Source organism: Bartonella silvatica (assembly GCF_040545155.1).
Lineage (GTDB): Bacteria > Pseudomonadota > Alphaproteobacteria > Rhizobiales > Rhizobiaceae > Bartonella > Bartonella silvatica.
This window is the reverse complement of the sequence record NZ_JBEPLI010000002.1, coordinates 20,769-40,389: the sequence shown is the minus strand read 5'-3', so window position 1 is coordinate 40,389 and position 19,621 is coordinate 20,769. Positions and strand designations below refer to the sequence as shown.

Here is a 19,621-nt window from a genome sequence, read left to right as displayed (position 1 = left end):
GAAGAGCTATCATCAAAGTAATTGGGAATAAAATATTTATCAATAAATCATATATCTTGATATAGGCCATATAAATCATATTAAAGGGCAATTTAAAGCTTATCTTTTTTATTAAACAAAAAAACAATACAATGAAACTGTCTCTACATTTCTTAACATTCACCGTTTTATTTTTTATATCGATATTATTGGGCTGTACTCATGTCAATGATCTCAATGCGTATGATAAGCTTTATCAAGAATATATAAATGGGAAATACATAGATTTTGAACATTTTGAAAAGAAAAATAAAGCAAGGCGCTATGGAGATCATCATGGTTATCAGGCGATATCCTCAAGATTTGACGTTATAAGGCATCGTCATATATTTGTTGTATTATGTGGACGTTTTCTCAATTTATTGCGGGGTGATTATAATGAAGACATGTCGTGGGCAATGTTACCAAATATGATAACGAATCTACGTTATACTTACCATTGGCAAGAAACAGATTTTACTTGGGCTTATAATATGTCTATGAATTCTGCCGACCCAATGATTTATTATGCAAAAAAGTTTCTTAATTCTTCCAGTGGAAACGGCATTAGCCCACAAACACAAATGATGACTCTAGCAGCCGCTGTAGATGACATCCATGATCCAACCGCTAAACAAATACCTCAGTTCTGTAGAAACCTAGAAGCGATATATAGTATCATGGAGCCTACAAAAATATCATACTAACCCAACAAGAATAATGTTTTATAAGGAATATTCCAAAACACACGAAAGGTAATGGCAAACTTGTTTATAGCATAATTTTATAGAGATAAGTATTTTTATAAATAACCGTAAATATAAATCTCCTTATAAGAGAAAATGATATTTATAGTTTTTTAATAAAAAATACAACAAGCTGTATCTTTTCTATTTTTCTATTAATGAGAGAACAGATTTTATTTATAAACAACAATGACTATATTGCTTTTAAAAATTTATTTTAAATAATCATTAAACAGCTTTGCATTTACTTCTGTTTAAATAAAGAATAGATACTGGATGCTCACTCTTAAAATGAATGCGTATTCATGTAAAAATAACCGCGTCTTACACCCTCCCCTTATATCTGCCATAAACAATATCAAGAGGTGGACAATAGGACCATATGAAAGACCTTTCAAACAATTTATATATTGGCAATACAATGGTGTACGATTGTTCGAAATACAAAGCTGTTCTTTCTTTAAAATCTAATAGGCACATTCTAAAAAGATAGGTTCTACTGCACCACTCCAAATAGAATGATAAAGGGATAAAAATTTATCAGCATCTGTTTTTCCCATTGCAATGATCTCTTCTAAAGGAGCAAGAAAACGTGTCTCATCAAAACCATCCGCATCATACTGTCTGCGATTTTTCAAACCTTTGCGTGCAATAGCAACGACTTGGCGCGCTATTTCTAAAATAATGGTCTGACGAAAAGGTGTTCTTAAGCCTTCTTTAGGAACACGTTCGCGCATATCCAAAACTTCTTCAAAATACCAATCTTTTGTTAAAGATTCTGCTTCATTAAGCGCTTCACTATCATAAAGAAGTCCAACCCAAAAAGCGGATAACGCACAGATACGCTGCACAGAGCCACAATCAGCCCCTCTCATTTCTAAAAATCGTTTTAAACGCACTTCAGGAAATAAAGTGGAGAGATGATTAATCCAATCCCCCATATTAGGTGTTGAGTTTGCAACCTGCCCTCTTAATGCACCATTCATAAACTGACGAAAAGTTATATGCGTACAGTCATAATAGCGACCATCGCGCACAACAAAATACATTGGGACATCAAGTGCCCATTCAACGTAATCTGCAAATCCAAAACGCTCCGAAAACACAAAAGGCAGTACACCAGTCCTATGATTATCAGTATTACGCCAAATTTCCGAGCGCCAAGATAAAAAGCCATTTGGATTCCCTTCCGTGAAAGGTGAACTCGCAAATAATGCTGTCACAACGGATTGCAACTTCATGGATACTTGCATTTTTCGCCGCATATCAGTTTCAGATGAAAAATCAAGATTCACTTGAATAGTTGATGTCTGATACATCATATTCAGACCATTATGGCCGACTTTTGGCATGTAATTGGCCATAATCTGATAACGAGACTTAGGCATTCGCGGCGTTTCAGCCAAAGTCCACTTTGGACTAGCCCCCACACCAAGAAAACCAATCCCCAGTGGTTCTGAAACCTTCTTGAGAAGAGCTAAATGATCTGTCACCTCACAATAAGTATGACCAATTGTTTTGAGCGGAGCACCGGATAATTCAAATTGTCCCCCAGGTTCCAAAGAAATGGCACCTTGATCAACAGCGCCTACAAGCCCAATAATATTTCCTCTATCAACAACAGGTTTCCACCCTAATGCCTCTTGCATTCCCTCTAAAAGTGCGCGAACACCCCTTGAGCCTTCATAGGGAACAGGACGAAAACCATCTATATAAAACGGAAATTTTTCATGTTCTGTACCAATACGCCAATCATACTCTTCTTTACATCCCCCTTGGAAATAGTTCACCAAGGAATCTAAGTTATCAATTTCACTTTCATCACTTATATCAAGCGCCATAACTTATTGTACCCTATCATCAGTTTCATCATTTTAAAGGAATTATTGAATATGATTATATAGACCTCTTAATGAAGAGAGTGACCTCCCACAGTGACATTTAAAAGAGCCAAAGCAGCAACAGCTGCAGTATCAGCGCGTAAAATACGCGACCCCAAAGATATAGGAACCACAAAAGATCTTGTTTTTAAAAAATACCGCTCTTCTTCACTAAATCCACCTTCTGGTCCAATAAGAACGCCAGATTCTGCCATTTCATATTTTTTTAAAATGTCTAATGGATTATGCGTCTCATGAGCTTCATCACAAAAAAACAAAGGTCTTGTCTCATCCCAATGTTCTAAAAGCTTTTCTAAGGAAACAGCTGGCATACATTCAGGTAAGGACAAAATACCACATTGTTCAGAAGCTTCAATCACATTAGCTTCCATACGCGCCATATTGATACGGGTAACTTGCGTGTGATGCGTCATAACAGGTTGCAAAACCGATACCCCCATTTCAACAGCTTTCTGCACCATATAATCTAAACGCGCATTTTTCAGTGGAGCAAAGCAATAAGTAAGATTTGAACGCGCCGTTTGCACTCTTTCTTGAGTGAGAATCTGAACCACAACAAATTTTCTATTAACGGTAATAAGTTTAGCAAGCCATTCGCCATCTTGTCCATTAAAAAGTAAAATTTCGGCTCCTTCTTGCATCCGCAAAACACGTATAAGATAGGAAGCTTGAGCCCCATCTATCTTTATTTTTTTATTTAAAGTAAGAGCTTGCTGGATAAATAATCTCTTAAGTTTATAATTTATGCGCATGAAAAGCTGTACCAAGATTAACCATAATCATCAAAAAATGAAGGAAAATATATAACAAAAAGAAAAAACGATATCTATAGAAGTATAGAGTTTTTTAATTTTATCAAATAATAGTGGAACAAATAGAACACTAAGTGATTCTTCTCATCGAGAACTTTATAAAAAACACTATTCACTCCTTAAGTGCATGAGGGGAAAGACATGTCTGCTAAAAAAGCTACAATTATTACGATTATGACTCTTTTAACGTTTATTCTCATTACTGTAGGTATTGGCTCTGTTGGCGCCGATGGAAAACATATGATTGCAAGAGATGGCTATGGTATTTCTTCTGAAACTCAATATGAGAAAGCTTATCTCTAAAACTCTCATAAATGCCAATTATAAAGAACAATGCTCAATCTGCATGAATATCTTTTATAACAAGAAAATTGCCACGATCTTGTCCTTGAGAATCAAGAGAAAAGGCAAAAGGCTGCATTAGACTGTTAGCAAGACACTGGACATCTCTACATAAAGTTTCTGAGCTATGGCTGTTTCTCAATTGTGCCTGCAATGTAAACTCATTTTTCCGATCTTGTCTACTAAGAGATGTGATCATGCCCCAAAGAGATAAATTCCAGTCTGCCGTTTGCATGAGCGATTCTATTATTTTTACCGTACCATCTGAAAAACTTGCTTGAATATCCCAGCGATCAAAAGCCGTTGAAAGGCTATTATGACTCGTTAAAACAAATTGTTCATTTTTTAAAAGCTGTATCTGTAACGCATTTAAATCATATCCTAAGAGTTGACCCGACAACATGCTCATGGTTAATTCACCCTGCATTTTTTTTAAAATTTCTGACCAAGAACTGGCAAAAGTTTCTACTGTCATAGTAAAATCCGCTTTGCTTTGTGCAAATGGGACAATTCCTAAAACCTCCGATGCATCCTGTATATCAACAGAAGTCCCTGAAGCCTGTCCTTTAATACGGACTTTCTTACCTATCGATACAACTTCAATATTACTTTGAAGCGATCCACCCAAAACATTCGCATGACCGAGATCAAAAATGCCATGCCCATTTCTTATTTGTATCGCAGCAGCTAAATTTGTGAGATCAATATTCCCTATTTTTGCTTGTGGTGCAGAAAGTCGTACATCCACCCCAATACGATCAAAAGTTTTCATATCAAAAAAGGGATGCTCCCCTTTAGAAGAAAACACTGATCCAAAGAGATTAAAATCTAAATTATCAAATGCTAAAGATCCAATCACCACTGGTACATAATCCTGAAAGTTAAGTTCTAAAGCTCCACGCGCATTTGCTGTCCCCACTGCAAATGTAATATTATTCATTTGGATATGCATAGGTTGCACTGAAAAATGAGATTCCCACACAATAGGCACTTTTAACCTATCTCCTAAAAACGGATTGCCTCCAATCCAAGATAATGTCTGATTCCAACTTGGAGAACGCATCGATACTTTTCCATCAAAAGTATAATATTCAGACAACCGTACCTGCCCTATAAAGGTGATAGCACCCCGCACAGAATTAAGACTTGCTTTAATCTGGCTTTTCCCTCCTGCTAAAAGGAGCAGCGCTTGATCGGCGTCAATTGATAATTTTGTTAACTCTCCACGCCAGCGGGCATCTGCACGAAACTGCGCCTTCTGAGTCGATTTGGGCCAATCTAAAGTTGCATTTAAGCCTGTTATTTTTTCTGCTACACTGGAAATACGATCATGATACACAAGAACACCATTCTCAATAGCAATACGCCCAAAAGGCTGTTTCAAAAGATGCTCGATATCTGGATGATCAGGATTATGTTTCAATATTTCACGAGCATGACGTATCGCTAGTCCTAATGCCCCTTTCGATTGTGAAAATCGATCGAAAAAATCTGCGACTGTTTTAATAGGCTTTGTCATAACAAATTGGGGACGTACAATGCGCGTCTCCGAAAAAGAAACATACCCTCCCCAAAGAAGATCAACTAAAGAAAGATCAACCTCTATCGATTCAGCTTCCATCAACGGTACAGTATTATCCATTTTTGATGTTAAAGTAACACCGGAAAGATACGCTTTAGGATAAGGAAAAAGATTCAATCGTGGTGGATCATGTAACTGTACATTATAGCCAGTCCAAGCACTCAAATCCTGCGCTAAACGAATGCGAATCATATCTGTAGACACAAGATAAGGTAAAGCGAGAATACCAACTCCAAACAAAAAAATAATCGCAATAAAAATTCCGCTTAAAAATTTTATTGTTCTAATGTACACAATATTCCTCTACACTTTCACCCTTGCAGTTTCAAAACAACCTAAGCGATAGTTCAAAAACAACTTATAATCCTAAAATTTACTATATCTGATATAATAACTTCGTTTTTCTTGTTTTTATCCAAAGTTTATGCGAACAGCAATGTTGCTGATTCTTTACAAAGCAATTATTTTGATATTTTCTAAAAACAGTAAAATACATCAATATTATCGAACCACTCTTATCGTTCTCGTAGGAACATTGCTATAAAACTCTACTCTATTGTCAGCAAATTCTTTACAAAAAAATAAACAGCCCTACCCGAAAGGATCTCCCTCATGAATCATATTATCGACGGAAAAAAACTCGCTGAAGATATTATTGAAAAAGTTAAGGCTGAAACAATAAAACTCCACAATCACTATAATATACAACCTGGTATTGCTGTTATCATTGTAGGAGATGACCCCGCAAGCCAAGTATATGTCGCATCGAAGAGCAGAAAAGCTGAAGAATGTGGTTTTTTTTCAATAAAACATATGGTTTCCAAAGAAACATCTGAACAAGAGCTCCTTCAACTGATTGCAACATTAAACGCTGCCCCTAAAATCCATGGTATTTTAGTGCAACTTCCCTTACCCCCCCATATAAATACAAACCGTATAACACAAGCGATTACTTTCCAAAAAGATGTTGATGGTTTTCATTATATCAATGTGGGAAAACTCGCTGCAAATGACCTTGAAGACGCAATCATTCCCTGCACACCGGCTGGCGCTATGATAATGATTGAACAACAATGTGGACAAGATTTATCTGGCCTTGATGCTGTTGTCGTTGGGCGCTCTAATATTGTTGGTAAACCGATGGCAGCCCTCTTAACAGCAGCAAATGCGACTGTAACGATCGCTCACAGCCGTACGCGTGACATTGATGATGTATGCCGTAGCGCCGATATTTTAGTAACAGCGGTGGGGCGTCCACAAATGATAAAAAAAGACTGGGTTAAAAATGGTGCTGTTATTATTGATGTTGGTATCAACCGCATTCCCGCTCCAGAAAAAGGTGTAGGAAAAACACGTCTTGTCGGTGATGTCGACTTTGAAGAAATAAAAGAAAAAGCAGCTGCCATCACCCCTGTTCCCGGTGGAGTTGGACCTATGACCATTGCCATGCTTATGGTTAATACACTCAAGGCAGCTGCGCGAGCTCACAATCTCCCCGTGTTAAAACTCTAAGAAATTTTACACACCGTATATTGCATAAATATCATTTTAGTTTTTTCACACTTTGTTCACGCCTTAAGAACAGACGCCCCCTGATCTGCACAATTAACAGATTGGCGAAAAACATGAAACAATTCACGCCCAACACCATATTCATTCTTTGAAAGATCAGGAGATATAATTTCTCGTGCATTAAATTTTGATACATCTTCCAAAAGTGCTAATTGCCCCACACGGATATCAAGACAAACGATGTCACCATCTTGTAAACGCGCAATCGGACCATTATCCAAAGCTTCTGGTGTTACATGAATTGCGGCAGGAACTTTTCCTGATGCACCTGACATACGTCCATCTGTTACCAGCGCTACCTTTTGACCACGATCTTGTAAAACACCTAAAATTGTCGTTAATTTGTGAAGCTCTGGCATACCATTGGCTTTGGGTCCTTGATAGCGAATGACCGCAATAAAGTCTTTATCATCCAACACCCCAGATTTAAAAGCTTCTCGCAATTCTTCCTGATCATTAAAGACAATGACTGGCGCCTCAATTCGCCAATGCTCAGGCTGAACAGCTGAAACTTTAATAATAGCTGTCCCCAAATCTCCCGATAAAACACGGATACCACCATTAGGCTTAAATGGTTTTTTCCACCCTGCTAATATCTTATGATCACCACTTTCATTAAGAGCAGGCTCACGTACAATATGACCATCAGCGCATAGTTTGGCATCAATTGCATAAGCATTAAGATCTTTACCAAAAACTGTACAGATATCTTCATGCACTAATCCTGCTTCAATAAGCTCATGAATCACAAATCCCATACCACCCGCAGCGTGAAAATGATTGATATCAGCCAAACCATTAGGATAAATCCGCACTAAAAGAGGTACAACAGATGAAATTTCTGCAATATCGTGCCAAGTCAATTGAATACCACAAGCCGCAGCCATAGCGATTAAATGAATTGCATGATTGGTAGACCCTCCCGTCGCATTCAATCCGACAATAGCATTGACAAAAGAACGCTCATCTACGATCATTCCAAGTGGTTTATAATCATCGCCAAGATCTGTCATTTCAAGCACACGCTTCGTCGCTTCCCGCGTTAAAGCATCACGCAATGGTGTATTTGCATTGACGAAAGAGCTTCCTGGCATGTGGAGTCCCATCATTTCTAGGATCATCTGATTTGAATTAGCGGTCCCATAGAATGTACAAGTACCAGGCCCATGATAAGAGCGTGCTTCTGATTCCAACAAGGCTTGGCGGTCTATCTTATTTTCTGCATAAAGCTGGCGCATTTTGGCTTTTTCGTCATTACCTTGACCACTTGTCATAGGCCCCGCAGGAATAAAAATTCCTGGTAAATGACCAAATGTTAGGGCTCCAATCACTAAACCAGGGACAATTTTATCACAAACCCCAAGATATAACGCAGCATCAAACACATCATGTGAAAGTCCTATAGCCGTTGCCATAGCAATCACATCACGTGAAAAAAGAGAAAGTTCCATCCCAGCATATCCTTGTGTTACACCATCACACATAGCAGGAACCCCACCCGCAACCTGTGCAACGCCACCCGCCATACGCGCTGCTTCTTTGATTAAGCGAGGAAAAGTCTCAAAAGGTTGATGCGCTGACAATATATCATTATACGCCGTAATAATGCCGATATTTCCAACGACATTGTGCTTTAAACGTTCTTTATCTATTTGATTGCAAGCCGCGAAATCATGAGCCTGGTTAGCACATCCTAAAAAACTCCGCTTAGGACGATTGGTTCGCGCTTTAGAAATACGATCTAAATAAACTTCTCGTGTTGGGTGAGAACGTTCATGAATTCTTTGTGTAACTGTAGCAATTGTCTTGGAAAGTGCCATATTTCCCCCCTTTCTTTTACACACCCTATCATGAATGAGAGAGATTTTGCGTATCTAATCTATTCACTTGATGTGCTTCTTCAGCTATTTCATTTTCTGTCGGTGACCAATAAACCTGAACAAGATGATGAGCATTGCGCAGAACTGATCGAATAGGCATTTCCAATTCAGATCCCTCCTGACAAGCCTCTTCAAAACAATCACGTTTCTGAAAACCTTCACAATGAAGAATAATGCAACGAGACTGTATAATGACTGGTAAAGTCAAAGTGAGTCTTGGCGCAAAAGCACTTTTTGCATGTAGTGGTAAAACAAGGGCCTGTGTTTGAAGATCAAGCGCTTGTTTCAAACGATCCGCATCAGGAAAAAAAGAAGCCGTATGTCCATCAACGCCCATTCCTAAAACAATGACATCAAATGGTCTTGGTAAGGTATTAATGCGACTAGCTGCCGAAAAAGCAGCAAGCTCAACAGTCGGTGCTTTATGATAAAGCCCTATAAACTGTGCTTTAGCTGCAAAATTTTGTAACAAATGATGCCGGACCAGAGACTCATTTGAACGCTCATGCTGAGCAGGAACAAAACGCTCATCAACCAAAGTGATCATAATATTTTGCCAATCAATATCAACTTTTGATAAATAATGAAAAAACAACTTCGGTGTTGTCCCACCAGAAACTGCTAAAGTCGCACGTTTACGCTCAAGAACAGCAATACTCAGCTCTGCTGCAACGCGATCAGCCAATGCCAAAGCAAGATTTTTAGGCGTTTCAAAATTTAAACGATCAATATTCATTCCATGCATACTTATTGCTCTAAAACTAAGTTATTCCATATACGTCCATCACATTCCATTAAAAGTGTCGAAGCAGATGGCCCCCACGACCCAGCACGATATCCGTAAATAGGTTGATTTATTGCCTGCCACCCATCAAGAATAGGATCAATCCAACGCCAAGCAGCTTCAACTTCATCACGACGCATAAAGAGAGTTTGATCTCCACGAATAACATCCATCAATAAGCGTTCATAAGCATCAGGATTACGCTGAGAAAATGCAGATGCGAAACGCATATCTAATGGAATATGACAAAATCGCATACCACCAGGCCCAGGATCCTTAATCATCAACCATTGTTTTACACCTTCATCAGGCTGGAGACGAATAACAAGACGATTAGAAAAAATTTCATCCGAATCCGTCTCAAAAATATTATGGGGAATAGGTTTAAAAACAACAACTATTTCAGACATCCGTGTGGACATACGCTTACCAGTGCGCAAATAAAAAGGTGTATCTGCCCAACGCCAGTTATTAATCTTCACCTTAAGCGCCACAAATGTTTCACTATCACTGTTTTTTTTGCTCAAGTCATCAAGATAAGATCCTACAGAAACGCCATCCAATGTACCAGAAAGATACTGTCCACGCACAGTATGCTTTTCTACATTATGAAGATCAATAGGCGCTAAAGAATACAAAACTTTCAATTTTTCATCGCGCACAGCATTTGCCTTATTGATAAATGGTATTTCCATAGCCACCAAACAAAGCAATTGCAGCATATGGTTTTGTACCATATCACGCAATGCACCTGTATTCTCATAATACTCTGCACGCCCCTCCAAGCCTAAAGATTCAGCAACTGTTATCTGCACATGATCAATATAATTAGAATTCCATAACGGTTCATAAAATGTATTCACAAACCGTAATGCCATCAAGTTTTGAACAGTCTCCTTACCAAGGTAATGATCAATACGAAAAATTTGATCTTCATCAAATACTTCTGCAAAAATATCATTGAGTTCAACAGCTGTTTTTAGGTTATATCCGATAGGTTTTTCAATAATAATCCGTGTTTTTTTTGTCACCAAATCATTTTGTCCCAGCTTCGTGGTGATATGACCAAAGAGTGACGAACCAACCGCTAAATAAAAAGTGCGAATATCAGCTGGATCTTTTGATAAAAGAAGAGCAAGATCCTGCCATCCTCGATTTGAAGTCACATCAACAGAAACATAAGTTAAATGTGTAAGAAAACGATTAAGCTCAATTGGGTTAAGATCTTTTGAATGAACATACTTCTCTAAAGAAGAACGAACAAAATTTTGATATTCTTCACGACTCCATGAAGAACGTGAAACCCCAATAATACGCGTTGGTTCACTCATTTGCCCAACACATTGACAGTGATAGAGAGCAGGTAAAAGCTTGCGTGATGCTAAATCGCCATTACCACCAAAAACGATACAATCAAAGGGAGAGACTGGAATAATTTGACTAACCATGCACTTGTCTATCTACCCATTTATTATAAAATTCAAACAATTTATAAATGCCCCAATCATTAAAGCAGATAGATACTAAACAAGCCATTAATTTTCTACCTTCCAAATAATCTTTGATTAAAAATGATCCATTAAAGAAAACCAACGCATTGCTAAAAAAATAAGCGGATAACGCAAAACTCTTCCACCTGGAAACGACGAAATCTTTAAATCTTGAAAATATGCAAAACGCTCATGCTTCCCAGTCAGCCGCTCAGCATATAATTTTCCCATAAAAGGAGCCAGCATAACGCCATGCCCTGAATAACCACCACAATAAGTTATACCTGGAGAAAGTTGGCGAACATAAGGCAAACGTTCAACCGTAATGGCAACCGTTGCCCCCCAACGATGCGTGAGTTTTATAAAGTGTAAATGAGGATAGATTTCAACAATCTGTTGTCGTATACGCTCATTCAAATTTGCAGGATACTGATTGTCGTAACTTTCGACCCCACCAAATAATAAACGATTATCCATACTTTTGCGAAAATAGCGAACCATAAAACGAGAATCATCAACCGCTTCACCTCCCCGCAAAATTGGACTATCCTCCGATAAAGGTTCTGTTGCTCCAATATAAGAACGGATAGAAAAAATTTTTTTTTCAACAAAATGCTGAAGTCCAAGTTTATACGCATTGGTTGCCAATAAAACATGCTCAGTCTTTATATTTCCATATTCTGTTATCACCTCCCAAGAGCAACCGCTACGCTCCACTGACATAACTTTTGTCTTTTCATAAAGCTTCGCACCAGCATTTTTTGCTCTTTTTGCCAACGATACAATCAACTTTAAAGGATTAATATGCCCTGTATCCGCATCATAAAAACCACCACAATAAAAAGATGAACCAAGCCGCTTAGCTGTTTCGTCCTTGTCCATAAAAGTAAGGGCATGATAGCCATAACGTTGCATCGTTTCTATATGTCGTTGATAAGATGCCAGCTCACGTTTTTTATGGGTAACGGAAAGCTGTCCTGCCATAAAGTCACAGCATTCAGGCATCGCACACAAAGATAAAATATCTCTTTTGGCTTCTTCAGCCAAATCAAACAATCCCTTACTTCGCTCAAAACCATATTTTTTCTCTAGTGTTTCTACCCACTGTCGTTGCCCCGTTCCCAATTGTCCACCATTGCGCCCTGAAGCACCATCACCAAAACGTGAAGCATCCAACAAAACAACGCGCACTCCAGCCTTCACCAAATAATAAGCAGCAGAAAGGCCGGTAAACCCCCCTCCAATAATAACCACATCACACTCCCTCTGTCCGTCAAACAACGGATAAGAGGGACGTTCTGCTAAAGCATCTTCATACCAAGAAATTCCTGGAGAAATAAGATTATGATCAATCATCGTGATCATCCTCAAACATTAAGCAAGAGATATTCGCGCTCCCACGGACTAATCACTTCCATAAAAGTTTCAAATTCTTGTCGTTTAATCGCAGCATAAGTACTGACAAATACATCTCCTAGAATAACACGTATTGCTGTATCTTGTTCAAATAAGTTGACGGCTTCAATGAGACCGCGTGGTAATTCAATCTCATCAGCATTCACATTATTTGTTGTCGGCTCATCGGGTTCAAGCTTATTCTGCAAACCGATGAGACCACAAGCTAAAGAAGCCGCAAGAGCCAAATAAGGATTAGCATCTGACGAAGGGAGTCTATTTTCAACACGCCGTGCTTGTGGGGAAGAGCGAGGAACACGAAAAGCCGTCGTACGATTATCATACCCCCACCGTAAATTAACAGGTGCTGAAATATCCGGCATAAGACGTCGATAGGAATTGACATAAGGGGCAAGCATCACAAGCGCCCCAGCCATATGCCTTTGTAATCCACCAATAAAATGGCGAAAACAAACGCTTTCCTCACCATCTTTTTGTGTAAAAATATTCATGCCTGTTTTCTTATCAACAACGGATTGGTGAATATGCATAGCAGAACCTGGTTGCCCTTGAATAGGCTTCGCCATAAAAGTTGCATACATATCATGTTTAAGTGCTGCTTCACGTATTGTTCGCTTAAACATAAAAACCTGATCAGCTAACTCGATTGGATCACCATGACGTAAATTAATTTCAAATTGCCCAGCACCTTCCTCATGAATAAGTGTATCAATCTCCAACCCTTGCGCTTCTGAAAAATGATAAATATCATCGATAAACTCATCAAATTCATTCACACCGGCAATCGAATATCCCTGTCCTCCACCAATTGAGCGTCCAGAGCGACCAACAGGAGGAACTAAAGGATAATCAGGATCAGGGTTTTTCTGGACAAGATAAAACTCAATTTCTGGTGAAACAACCGGCTTTAACCCCATTTTTGTATAAAAATGAACCACTTTTCGCAAAACATTTCGTGGTGTATAATCGACAACCTGCCCATTCTGATACACAAGATCACAAATGACTTGTGCAGTAGGAGCTTCTTCCCATGGTACAATGCTTAATGTAGAAAGATCAGGTTCAAGACGCAGATCACCATCGGCTTTTGGATATTCAAAACCATGACCATCTTCAGGATAATCTCCCGAAATTGTTGCAACAAAAACCGCTGAAGGCAATGCAAGTGATGTTTCTGATGTAAATTTTTTAGAAAGCATCATCTTGCCACGCGGCACACCCGCTTGGTCAGGGGTAATACATTCAATATCCTCTACATTACGGAAAGCAAGCCACTGTGAAACTTGCTCCCAATTATTTACACCACGTAAATTTTCAAGAAAGCCAGAAATAGACTTAGAACTCTTTTTTTTTACTTTACTCTTTTTTACAGCCATAACATATCAACTTAAAAAAACAATTACACATCACCTTTATGATATAATTTTGCAATGAATATCACAAAAAATTTATCACCTTTATTTTAAAGCCCCGCTCTCAAGATAACATAAACCTCATCACCATTATAAGCTGCTTATCATATCAAATATAGTGAAAAATGGTATTGTACGCAGTATATCGGTGCTCGCGTTCTTCTGATATAAACAGCAAAAACGATCATGATCATTACCCTTAGCTGTCTTACCAATATCATTGGACAGCCAACAGAAAATTCGTAACATTCATAAGCAAAAAGCGCTTTTTAAGAAGGTATTAGATGCCGCCTAAAAATGAATCATCCACAATAGCACTGCTGAATTTCTGATTTTTACTCAAAAAGCTAGTGAAAATGGCATCGAAGTTCGCTATGAAAATGGTACAATCTGGCTTAGTCAAAAGCTTATAACAGAGTTGTTCAGCGTAAATGTCCATACAATCAGCGAACATTTAAAAAATATATTTGAACCTCAAGAATTAAATAAAAACTCAGTTATCCGGATTTTCGGGATAACTGCTTCTGACGGTAAAAATTATAATACTCAATTTTATCATCTAGACGCCATGATTACTGTTGGATATCGGGTTAACTCAAAACGCGCAACACAATTTCAAAAATGGGCAACACAAATGTTACGTGATTTTGCAATGAGAGACTATATCATAGATAAAAAGCGCCTTGAAAACAGGCTGACGTTTAAGGAAGGTTATTTCGAACATTTACGCACTGAAATAAGAAAATTTCGCCTTAGTAAACGGCATTTTTATTAAAAAATTACAGATACTTATACAACCAGTATGGATTATAACAAAGATACGCCAACGACGCCGCGCGTTTTTCACAAAAGTTCAGAATAAATTTCATTTCACTGTGCACGAACACACAGCAGCTGAACTGGTTCATAAGTGAACAGACAGCAAAAAACATATAGGCTTAGCAATGTGAGAGAATTTTCCACATGGTAAAATTGTAAAAACCGATGTTACAATTGCTAAAAACAACTTAATACAAGATAAACTTAAACAGCTTAACTTAATTATTCATACTTATCTTGATTTAACAGAGAGCTGTGCAACGCAAAAATACCAATGACTACGAAAGATTAGGCAAAACAATTGGATAAGCTCCTTGAGCTTGATCAGCGAAATATTTTACAAAATGCGGGAACCATTGCAGCAAAGATTGCCAAAACACATGCTGAAACTGAATTTGAAAAATACCGCATCATTCAGGATAAATTATTTGAATCTGATTTTGATAAAGAAATGAAAACCCTTCAAAAACCTAAGTGTAAAAAATAATAACGAAACTCGTGATGTGCTTGAATACAGCTTTCTTAAGCCCAGTATACCAAGGCTTCTAAGATGTTAAATCGCAGTACTTTCCACAAATGTGTATATGCACAAGACAACAACTCTTAGCACAGGCTAACAATCCACAATTTATGGTTGCCAACGTCTAATTTCCACCTCAATCACCCCCGACCCCAAACATAGGCTTGCATTTTATTAAATAACCCACGCGCATATAATTAAAGATAGAAACAATTAAGCTTGCTCCAATCATACCAAGCCAATAACCAATAAAGCCATATTCAAAAAAATGTGCCATGAGAGCTCCCCCAAATAAGCCTATCCCCCAGTAGCTTATTGTTACAACAATTGTTGGCCAAAATGTATCAAGCAAACCCACAAGTATGCCATTGAGCATGGCTCCTAAAGTGCCAAAAGCAAAAGACAATAAGATAAACGGAAGCAACTCCCAAGAGAAAACAATAACGTGGACTGAAGAAATGTCAAAGATGATTGAAAGAATGAATTCATAAGAAAAATAAACACCCCCTGATAAAAACAAGACATAAGCTATAGCAAAAATTGTGACATTCATACGTAACTGTTTTAGAGCCATATGATTCCGATCGGCTTGATACCACGCTGCTATGGTCGCAGCTGCGCTGGAAATCCCCAAAGCTACCACAGAAATAAGCATATCAAGACGCATTCCAATCGTATGCGCAGCCAAAGCTTCGACCCCAAAAGCTGTAATCATGAAGGCAATGACTGAAGGAAAGCCCTCCGCAATAAGAATACGGATACCAATGGGAAGTCCTATGAACAGTAATTGTATTATTCGTGAAATTTCTAACTTTGGTCTTAAATAATTAAAGTGAAAGGAACTAAAAGTAGAATTGCGGGACAGAATTATTGCTACTGCCATAACAATCAAAATACGGATCAAACTACTCGCAATTCCAGCACCAAAGACACCAAATCCGCTTGCAGGACCTATACCAAAAATAAGCAGCCAAGAGATGAAAAAATTTACAGGAATAGCGGCAAGCATAATCCAAGTTAAGGGCTTTGGATGACCAATTGCTGACAGTAATCCACGGCTATTTACATAAAGATAAAAAAACACTACCCCTATAGCAGCTTGGCCGAGAAGACATAAAATATTCCTCGTATTGAGTAAAATGATTGCACTTATTATTCCAATCAAAAGGGAAAGCCATATTCCTTGATCAAACCATGCCTTCAATGCATCTCTATCTTGTTTGCGAAAACTTTCCGCAAGTTTTGGTGCAACCGCGGTAATAATACCTAACCCTAACAACATCACAAAACTAAACAGACTCAGAGCCAACATTGTACCACTTAAAGCTTGAACACCTAAATGTGCCACAAGCGCAGCATCTGTAAAAGAAATCATCATCTGAGAAATAAACCCAACAGCCAGTGGTATACCAAGAGAGAGTAATCGCTTCATCACAACAAACATTGTGAAATATCCCTTCCATATTGAAACGCGTATTAAGCTCAAATTCTTTTTAAATAAAACACATTGATTTTTCCGTAAAATCTTTCCATCGCAAATTTTACGTCAAGGACTCATAATGAAAGCTCATTAAGATCAGAGGAGATTCCTAATTCTAAAAAGTGTAATGCATCTTTGTTCGTTTTTTGGAACTTTATGCCATGCATTTTTTGTACAGCAAAATGCCCCCAAACAGATACAGTCATTAATGAAATATGCTCAGCCAAGCATTTGTTCGTCTTGCACATCCATTTTCAATAAAACTTTTTGGTACTGCAAGTCATACATCAGTGCTAACCTTCTCTTACTCGCCACTTACACACGTTAAAAAACAAAGACGATCGAGTTATCAGAGAACACAGATACCAATATTTTTACAATTCATTGTGGATATAAACAAATTAAAAAAGAGCATTTACGATACAAACAGGCACCTCCACGCCCCATCACGATAATCTAAAATTATGAAACTTTAGTTCAACAGCCAACACACGATATTTTATAAACACAAGAGTATCCTTGAGCGCTCACACAGCATCCTATAACTGCACCATATCAAAATTATAAAACCTAAAGAGCCAAGCTATCGGACTCATATGAATGATCGCCCTCTTAAAAAAATAATCATTCTCCCAATCGAATCTAAAGCATTCATGCCCCCCTGCAGCCGATCTGGATGTTATGGCTTTACAGTTTTCTTCAAAACAAAACCATATTCTAAAAAAACATTCATATAACTTGATAATGTTCTCTTATAAGACGTATAAGTAGAACATCAAGCTACCCTTTATATCAAGATGTTTTTAATTAACTTACCTTCGTAAAAATATTTTTTAAGATCATTTCTGTATCAATGCTAGAAACACAAGAAGCTTTCATTAAAATTAGAAAAAGTACACAGAATCTTTGCACCTCGTTGCACTAGCATTGCCCTTTTCTCTATACATTTTTGATACTCATCACATCAATATGATCAAGTACAAGCGACAAAACGATACAATTAATAACATATCGGTCTTATATTCATTAATATCAATTTTTTAATCTTCAATGACTCCTCCTAATTTTCATGCCCTATCTAACGTCCTTTGATTGGCAGCTATACCCACGACTATATGCCAGTAACATTCCAAAACTCTTGAATATATTCCAATTCCCCATCCAATATTGAGGGATTCTCTATAGCTTCCAGCTATCAAAAGATTATGAACGATATCATCGAGTAAAATTTAAGCGATCAACTTTTCATGAAGTCATATAATATTCTGCCACCATATCAAACTCATGTAACTTATCTTGAAATGGGGAAGTATTATTATCTTCTCATAAAATTCTATCACTTATGTCATCGTATCCTGAAACTTCATAAGTATCAGGATTAATAAACAATCTTTTATGATGAAGAAAACAGAAGTCACACATGACTATTGAATTCCTTCATAAGCACAAATAAAGGAAACAAAATAATTTAAAGAGCCGTAAAAAAAACTGATAGCTTTTATTTATAGTAAATTTTAACCTACCGCGTTCTGTATCCATATTTTTAACAAACACATCAAAACCAAAATCGGAATCTAGAAAAAACATTGAACTTATGACTCCCAAACGCCCTAAATATCCTGCATTAATAACCGAAAACGAAAGCTTTTTTAATCTCAGCTATTAAGGTAAATACACTTCTATGGATCAGCAAAAATACAATAGGGTTGATTTCCATTCAAAAGCACAGAATTCATCTCGTGACGCGACCTTAAATAAACGCAGTAAAATTACAACCTGATAAACACTCTTGTGCTTAAAAACGCGCATATAGACAAGGCTTTGAGGTTTTTATGATGCAAGCCCCCTACGGTCTAGATTTCAACGACTTTTTAATACTGAAAGGTACAAATAAATGATGGAAGATAAAAACAATATTGTAGATACCAACAATCAAAATGTTTCTTTAAACGAAAATACTTGTTTAGAAGCCATTCCTTATGAAGTCGCATTGCACCAAAATGGTTGGGCGAAATAAAACCAATTGATACGGCTCTTTTACCCGTCGACCCCTTTCACGCTACACAAGTTCCATTGGTCTTAAGTCGCTATATTTATGACGTTGTTGAGTGCCAACAATCTTCTCTCGATTTTGTTGCTGTCTCTGCTTTATGTGCCTTGGCTGCTGTCATTGGTAATGACGTGCGAGTTGCCTCAAAACAACATGCCAACTGGAAAATTGTTCCTAATCTCTGGGGTGCCATTGTAGGGGAACCTTCAACCATGAAAACAGATACCATGGACGCTGCTTTAGAACCTCTCCATGTCTTTCAAGAAGAATGGCATCAAGAGTGGGTAAAGAAGAAAAAAACAAGCCTATAAAGCACTCAAAGATCAAGACGAAGAACAAGCTCTTGCTCTGCTTTCACAAGCTCTTGAACACAAAGCAAGTGAGGAAGATGACAGTTCTATAAATAGAATATATTGTCATGGAGTTTATCCTTTATGTCTCACCCTCTTTATTCTGATAATGAACATGTCACTTTACGCTCTCTATTGAAATATTATCGTCAACAAGCAAAATCACCCCGTGAATTAGGGACCATGTTTGAAAACCTTGTCATGGTTTATTTGACGAAAGCCCCTCTTCAAAAGTAAGACATAACATACCTCTCTATCATTTTCTAAATTTTTAGAAAGCGTTTTAAAAGCGATCTTGTCCTTAATCGTTTCATGCAATCTTTATAAATTAAATCTATAAGCTTATGACAGTTTTAAATGACTACCCTCTAAATAAAATATTATAGCATTTTCAGATTTTACGCTTCTCAATTTTGAGAACTGTAATTTTATGTTTTTATCATGTGA

The 19,621-nt window shown here is 37.6% G+C and carries 16 protein-coding genes and 2 pseudogenes; 8 read left to right on the top strand and 10 right to left on the bottom strand.

What is annotated here, in order from left to right:
* The first annotated feature begins 131 nt into the window (after positions 1 to 131).
* Entirely contained in the window at positions 132 to 725 is a 594-nt protein-coding gene (locus ABID23_RS01875; protein WP_354188766.1) for a hypothetical protein, read from the top strand.
* A gap of 506 nt (positions 726 to 1,231) precedes the next feature.
* Here ABID23_RS01875 and ABID23_RS01870 read toward each other — a convergent pair.
* Together ABID23_RS01870 and ABID23_RS01865 are read right to left on the bottom strand one after the other, a co-directional pair.
* A complete protein-coding gene (locus ABID23_RS01870) occupies positions 1,232 to 2,605 on the bottom strand; it encodes a glutamate--cysteine ligase (protein ID WP_354188764.1) in 1,374 nt (457 codons plus the stop codon).
* Between the two features lie 68 nt (positions 2,606 to 2,673).
* Complete coding sequence (locus ABID23_RS01865) at positions 2,674 to 3,417, bottom strand: 16S rRNA (uracil(1498)-N(3))-methyltransferase (RefSeq protein WP_354188762.1); 744 nt, start codon at positions 3,415 to 3,417, stop codon at positions 2,674 to 2,676.
* A gap of 201 nt (positions 3,418 to 3,618) precedes the next feature.
* On the opposite strand from ABID23_RS01865, the gene ABID23_RS01860 reads away from it, so the two are divergent.
* Entirely contained in the window at positions 3,619 to 3,780 is a 162-nt protein-coding gene (locus ABID23_RS01860) for a hypothetical protein (protein WP_354188760.1), read from the top strand.
* Between the two features lie 34 nt (positions 3,781 to 3,814).
* Here ABID23_RS01860 and ABID23_RS01855 read toward each other — a convergent pair whose 3' ends face one another.
* Positions 3,815 to 5,695 carry an AsmA family protein gene (locus ABID23_RS01855; protein WP_354188758.1) on the bottom strand — a complete coding sequence of 627 codons (1,881 nt, stop codon included), beginning with the start codon at positions 5,693 to 5,695 and terminating at the stop codon, positions 3,815 to 3,817.
* 318 nt (positions 5,696 to 6,013) lie between these two features.
* On the opposite strand from ABID23_RS01855, the gene folD reads away from it, so the two are divergent.
* Positions 6,014 to 6,913 carry a bifunctional methylenetetrahydrofolate dehydrogenase/methenyltetrahydrofolate cyclohydrolase FolD gene (gene folD / locus ABID23_RS01850; protein ID WP_354188756.1) on the top strand — a complete coding sequence of 300 codons (900 nt, stop codon included), beginning with the start codon at positions 6,014 to 6,016 and terminating at the stop codon, positions 6,911 to 6,913.
* A gap of 56 nt (positions 6,914 to 6,969) precedes the next feature.
* Here the strand turns inward: folD and edd are convergent, their stop codons facing one another.
* From edd to ABID23_RS01825, 5 genes are all read right to left on the bottom strand, one after another.
* Positions 6,970 to 8,793 (bottom strand): phosphogluconate dehydratase, encoded by a 1,824-nt coding sequence (gene edd, locus ABID23_RS01845; RefSeq protein WP_354188754.1) that lies wholly within the window; start codon positions 8,791 to 8,793, stop codon positions 6,970 to 6,972.
* A gap of 28 nt (positions 8,794 to 8,821) precedes the next feature.
* Positions 8,822 to 9,598, bottom strand: a complete 777-nt coding sequence (gene pgl / locus ABID23_RS01840; protein ID WP_354188752.1) for a 6-phosphogluconolactonase — start codon at positions 9,596 to 9,598, stop codon at positions 8,822 to 8,824.
* Between the two features lie 2 nt (positions 9,599 to 9,600).
* Positions 9,601 to 11,085, bottom strand: a complete 1,485-nt coding sequence (gene zwf / locus ABID23_RS01835) for a glucose-6-phosphate dehydrogenase (protein WP_354188750.1) — start codon at positions 11,083 to 11,085, stop codon at positions 9,601 to 9,603.
* A 117-nt stretch (positions 11,086 to 11,202) separates the two neighbouring features.
* Complete coding sequence (locus ABID23_RS01830; RefSeq protein ID WP_354188748.1) at positions 11,203 to 12,483, bottom strand: NAD(P)/FAD-dependent oxidoreductase; 1,281 nt, start codon at positions 12,481 to 12,483, stop codon at positions 11,203 to 11,205.
* 11 nt (positions 12,484 to 12,494) lie between these two features.
* Positions 12,495 to 13,919, bottom strand: a complete 1,425-nt coding sequence (locus ABID23_RS01825) for a glutamine synthetase family protein (RefSeq protein WP_354188746.1) — start codon at positions 13,917 to 13,919, stop codon at positions 12,495 to 12,497.
* Positions 13,920 to 14,373: 454 nt separating this feature from the next.
* On the opposite strand from ABID23_RS01825, the gene rhuM (ABID23_RS01820) reads away from it, so the two are divergent.
* From rhuM (ABID23_RS01820) to ABID23_RS01810, 3 genes and pseudogenes are all read left to right on the top strand, one after another.
* Positions 14,374 to 14,730: a RhuM family protein gene (rhuM, locus tag ABID23_RS01820; protein ID WP_354188744.1), complete on the top strand. Its 357-nt coding sequence runs from the start codon at positions 14,374 to 14,376 to the stop codon at positions 14,728 to 14,730.
* 190 nt (positions 14,731 to 14,920) lie between these two features.
* Positions 14,921 to 15,052, top strand: a pseudogene (rhuM, locus tag ABID23_RS01815) (RhuM family protein); the annotation flags it as partial.
* A 23-nt stretch (positions 15,053 to 15,075) separates the two neighbouring features.
* Entirely contained in the window at positions 15,076 to 15,261 is a 186-nt protein-coding gene (locus tag ABID23_RS01810; RefSeq protein ID WP_354188742.1) for a RhuM, read from the top strand.
* Positions 15,262 to 15,430: 169 nt separating this feature from the next.
* Here ABID23_RS01810 and ABID23_RS01805 read toward each other — a convergent pair whose 3' ends face one another.
* Both ABID23_RS01805 and ABID23_RS01800 read right to left on the bottom strand, forming a co-directional pair.
* On the bottom strand, positions 15,431 to 16,738 hold the full coding sequence (locus ABID23_RS01805) for an MATE family efflux transporter (RefSeq protein ID WP_354188740.1): 1,308 nt from the start codon (positions 16,736 to 16,738) through the stop codon (positions 15,431 to 15,433).
* A gap of 110 nt (positions 16,739 to 16,848) precedes the next feature.
* A complete protein-coding gene (locus ABID23_RS01800) occupies positions 16,849 to 17,022 on the bottom strand; it encodes a hypothetical protein (RefSeq protein ID WP_354188738.1) in 174 nt (57 codons plus the stop codon).
* A gap of 1,646 nt (positions 17,023 to 18,668) precedes the next feature.
* Between ABID23_RS01800 and ABID23_RS01795 the strand changes: the two are divergent.
* Positions 18,669 to 19,232 (top strand): annotated as a pseudogene (locus ABID23_RS01795) (DUF3987 domain-containing protein); the annotation flags it as partial.
* A gap of 26 nt (positions 19,233 to 19,258) precedes the next feature.
* Positions 19,259 to 19,411, top strand: a complete 153-nt coding sequence (locus ABID23_RS01790) for a PDDEXK family nuclease (RefSeq protein ID WP_354188980.1) — start codon at positions 19,259 to 19,261, stop codon at positions 19,409 to 19,411.
* Positions 19,412 to 19,621 lie beyond the last annotated feature (210 nt).

What these genes read in the sequence shown, in the direction of transcription:
- ABID23_RS01875 (WP_354188766.1), top strand. Translation starts at nt 132, where the DNA reads ATGAAACTGTCTCTACATTTCTTAACATTCACCGTTTTATTTTTTATA.
- ABID23_RS01870 (WP_354188764.1), bottom strand. Translation starts at nt 2,605, where the DNA reads ATGGCGCTTGATATAAGTGATGAAAGTGAAATTGATAACTTAGATTCC.
- ABID23_RS01865 (WP_354188762.1), bottom strand. Translation starts at nt 3,417, where the DNA reads ATGCGCATAAATTATAAACTTAAGAGATTATTTATCCAGCAAGCTCTT.
- ABID23_RS01860 (WP_354188760.1), top strand. Translation starts at nt 3,619, where the DNA reads ATGTCTGCTAAAAAAGCTACAATTATTACGATTATGACTCTTTTAACG.
- folD (WP_354188756.1), top strand. Translation starts at nt 6,014, where the DNA reads ATGAATCATATTATCGACGGAAAAAAACTCGCTGAAGATATTATTGAA.
- edd (WP_354188754.1), bottom strand. Translation starts at nt 8,793, where the DNA reads ATGGCACTTTCCAAGACAATTGCTACAGTTACACAAAGAATTCATGAA.
- pgl (WP_354188752.1), bottom strand. Translation starts at nt 9,598, where the DNA reads ATGCATGGAATGAATATTGATCGTTTAAATTTTGAAACGCCTAAAAAT.
- zwf (WP_354188750.1), bottom strand. Translation starts at nt 11,085, where the DNA reads ATGGTTAGTCAAATTATTCCAGTCTCTCCCTTTGATTGTATCGTTTTT.
- ABID23_RS01830 (WP_354188748.1), bottom strand. Translation starts at nt 12,483, where the DNA reads ATGATTGATCATAATCTTATTTCTCCAGGAATTTCTTGGTATGAAGAT.
- ABID23_RS01825 (WP_354188746.1), bottom strand. Translation starts at nt 13,919, where the DNA reads ATGGCTGTAAAAAAGAGTAAAGTAAAAAAAAAGAGTTCTAAGTCTATT.
- ABID23_RS01805 (WP_354188740.1), bottom strand. Translation starts at nt 16,738, where the DNA reads ATGTTTGTTGTGATGAAGCGATTACTCTCTCTTGGTATACCACTGGCT.
- ABID23_RS01800 (WP_354188738.1), bottom strand. Translation starts at nt 17,022, where the DNA reads ATGTGCAAGACGAACAAATGCTTGGCTGAGCATATTTCATTAATGACT.
- ABID23_RS01790 (WP_354188980.1), top strand. Translation starts at nt 19,259, where the DNA reads ATGTCTCACCCTCTTTATTCTGATAATGAACATGTCACTTTACGCTCT.